Origin of the sequence: Streptosporangium nondiastaticum, from assembly GCF_003011965.1 — a bacterium.
Lineage (GTDB): Bacteria > Actinomycetota > Actinomycetes > Streptomycetales > Streptomycetaceae > Streptomyces > Streptomyces nondiastaticus.
In genome coordinates this window covers 1-2,944 of the sequence record NZ_PXWG01000275.1, presented here as the reverse complement: position 1 = coordinate 2,944, position 2,944 = coordinate 1, and the positions used below count along the sequence as shown (strand labels likewise).

General features: G+C 74.8%; 3 protein-coding genes and 1 pseudogene. 2 read left to right on the top strand and 2 right to left on the bottom strand.

Translation table 11 applies throughout. The features are described 5' to 3' along the window. A pseudogene (locus B7P34_RS35620) lies at window positions 1–1,251 on the top strand (hypothetical protein); the annotation flags it as partial. Between the two features lie 33 nt (window positions 1,252–1,284). Here the strand turns inward: B7P34_RS35620 and B7P34_RS35615 are convergent. Both B7P34_RS35615 and ypfJ read right to left on the bottom strand, forming a co-directional pair. Continuing rightward, window positions 1,285–1,692, bottom strand: coding sequence for a VOC family protein (locus B7P34_RS35615; RefSeq protein WP_106682252.1), 408 nt, complete (start codon window positions 1,690–1,692; stop codon window positions 1,285–1,287). 24 nt (window positions 1,693–1,716) lie between these two features. Continuing rightward, window positions 1,717–2,604 carry a KPN_02809 family neutral zinc metallopeptidase gene (ypfJ, locus tag B7P34_RS35610; RefSeq protein ID WP_106682251.1) on the bottom strand — a complete coding sequence of 296 codons (888 nt, stop codon included), beginning with the start codon at window positions 2,602–2,604 and terminating at the stop codon, window positions 1,717–1,719. A gap of 142 nt (window positions 2,605–2,746) precedes the next feature. On the opposite strand from ypfJ, the gene B7P34_RS35605 reads away from it, so the two are divergent. Next, window positions 2,747–2,944, top strand: a 198-nt coding sequence (locus B7P34_RS35605) for a hypothetical protein (protein ID WP_146167033.1), incomplete at its 3' end; no start/stop codon positions are given.

The window sequence follows — 2,944 nt, the reverse complement described above, 5'->3', positions numbered from 1 at the left end:
AAGAGGCCGGCGACCCCGACCGCGAGCATCAGCATGTTCGCTGCGGCGATCACCAGCATCGCCACCACCAGCAGACCCGCCAGGGTCACCCCCGTACGCCGGGCCCGCGGAGAGGACGGCAGCAGCGAGGCCCGCGCCGACTGGGACCGCGCCCGCCTCGCCGGGCTCGTCGAACTGCACGGCGGCACGGCCCGCCCCGGCTGGCGCATGCAGGCCTGGGACCGCGACGACGGCGCCGTCCTGCGCGGCTGGGTCGCCCTCTTCGACGCCTGGTCCCTGGCGCACCCGGCGCCCGCCGATGCCGACGCGACGGTCGCCGCCGAGGTCGTCGAGGCCGCGCCCCAGCTGCTGTCCGTCATGCACCTGTCGGCCGGGCCCGTGCCCGTCGCGATGCTCCTCGACCTGCTGCAGCAGCGCGTCGCCGAGATCCGCGCCGAGCGCTGCGAGGTCCCCTACGGCGGCCGGCCCGTGCCCGCGGCCCGGCCCGTCTCGGTGGACGACGACCCGCTGGAGGAGCTCCTCGGCTGGGCCCTCGAAGGGCTCTCCTCCGTCGGCGCCCTGGAAATGCGCGGCGGCACCGGGCCGCAGCCCGGCGCGGAGGCCGAAGCCGTGCTGACCCCGCTCGGCAACTGGGCGGTGTGGGTCAAGCTGGAGCAGATCTGCGTCGCCGCGCAGAGCCCCGCGGGCAACATCGAGCTGTCCGCCGAGGCCATGCTGCGCGGCTGCGCCGACCTCACGCCGGGCCCGGCCCGCGCCGAGTACCGCGCGTGGCTCGCCGCCCGGCCCGCCGGCAGCGCCCTGTGCGAGCTGCTGGACGCGGCCCGCGGCGACGACGCCCTCGTCCGGGGCCTGGCCTTCGAGGCGCTGCGGGCGGTCGGCGCGGCCGCGGAGCCCGCCGTCCGGGCCGTGCTGGAGGAGCCCTGCCTGCGGCCGTACGCCCTGCTGTGGCTCGCCGAGCACGAGGGGCGGGACCCGGAGCAGGCGGCCGAGGTGCTCACCCGCGAGGAGGCCACCTGGCTGTGGGTGGACACGGCCGCCGCCGTCGCCGACCACGGCGAGAGCCGGCTGCTCGTGCGGCACCTCGACTCGGCGGTCCAGGGCACGGTGCCGGGGCTGCTGGAGGAGGTGCGGGCGGTGGGGCACCCGCGCACGGTGCAGGTGCTGGTCGCGCTGGCGGCGGCCCACCCGGACCCGGCCTTGGCCAAGGCTGTCCGGAAGGCGGCTTTCCAGGTGCACACGGGCGGCGTCTAGCAGTCCGCGGCCCGGCCCCCGGCGGGGCCGGGCTCACCCCGCCGGGACGTACGTCCCGAAGCACCAGACGTTGCCCTCGACGTCGCGCGCCATGTAGTCCCGCGAGCCGTACTCCTGGTCCGTCGGCGGCATCAGGATCTCCACGCCGGCCTTCTCGGCCCGCCGGAAGTGCGCGTCGGTGTCCTCGACCACGACGTAGACGCCCACCGGCCCGCTCTCCTTCATGGCCTCGGCGAACACCCCCACCCGGCCCTTCGAACCGATCATCACCCTGCCGCTGCCGTAGGCGAGTTCGGCGTGCAGGACCGTGCCGTCCTCGCTCTCGTACAGGGCGGCCCGTGTGAAGCCGAACGCCTTGGTGAGCTGCTTGATCGCCGCTTTCGCGTCACGGTAGAGCAGCGTGGGGTAGATGCCCGGCGTCGGCTTGTGCGTGTCCGTCATGCGGCTCACTCCTCTCACTCCTCGTCAGCGGAACGTGTTGCAGCGGGCCATGTCCCCCGTGCTGTACCCCGTGTTGAACCACTGCTGCCGCTGCGCGGCCGAGCCGTGCGTCCAGCTCTCCGGGGTCACCCGGCCCTGGAACTTCTCCTGGATGCGGTCGTCTCCGACGGCCGCCGCCGCGGACAGGCCGTCGTCGATGTCCGCCTGCGTCAACCGGCTGATCAGCGGCCGCCCGGTGGACTTCTCGGGCGTCGTCGTGGCGTGCCGGGCCCAGACCCCGGCGTAGCAGTCGGCCTGCAGCTCGACCTTGACGGCGTTGCTCCCGGCGCCCGTGCGCCGGTCCTGGGCGCGGCCCAGCGTGCCCATCAGGTTCTGGATGTGGTGCCCGTACTCGTGCGCGACGACGTACGCCTCCGCGAAGGGGCCGCCGGCCGCACCGAACTTCGTCCGCAGCTCGTTGAAGAACCCCAGGTCGAGGTAGACCTTGCGGTCGCCCGGGCAGTAGAAGGGCCCGACGGCCGAGGACGCGGCCCCGCAGGCGGTGCGGACCTGGCCCGTGAAGAAGACGGTCGACGCGGGGGTGTACGTCCCGGAGCGGCGGGCGAACTCCTGGCTCCAGAACGACTGGGCGCTGTTGACCACGGCGACGATCCGGCAGTCCTCGCGGGTGTTGGCGTCGCGGCCCGTCCGGCAGTGCTGGTTGACCTGCGCGTCGCTGCTCGCCGTGCCGCCGGGGGCCGGCTCCGAGGTCAGCCCGAGCTCTTGCGGCCCGATGCCGAAGAAAAGCCCCAGGACCAGGGCGATCAGGCCCACGATGCCGCCGCCGATCGTCACCCCGCCGCCTGGGATCCGGCTGCCGCGCTGGTCCTGGACCTGGGAGGTGTCCAGCCCGGCGTCGTCGTCGAACTGCATGCGCCCACCGCCTTCCCATCCCTGAGTATTCGGTGAATCGCGCCATATGTCGCTATTGCTCGGGTGTCCGGTCCGGCGTGTCGGCGGGGCCGGCCGGCGCCGCCCGGATATCCAGGACAAACGGTACGGAAGGAGTGCCCCCATGGCGACGGCGGACACGGTGCACGACGCGCACCGCACTCCCTTCCGGGCCTCCCTCGCGCTCCTCCTCGCCACCCTGCTCCCGGCCCTGCCGCCGGCCGCCGCGGCCCGCCACGAACGGCACGTCCCCTTCGGCGACCGGCTCACCCTGCACGCCGCCGCGCCCGCCGCCCGCCCCGCCGACGGGGCCGCCCGCGCG

What these genes read in the sequence shown, in the direction of transcription:
- B7P34_RS35615 (WP_106682252.1), bottom strand. Translation starts at nt 1,692, where the DNA reads ATGACGGACACGCACAAGCCGACGCCGGGCATCTACCCCACGCTGCTC.
- ypfJ (WP_106682251.1), bottom strand. Translation starts at nt 2,604, where the DNA reads ATGCAGTTCGACGACGACGCCGGGCTGGACACCTCCCAGGTCCAGGAC.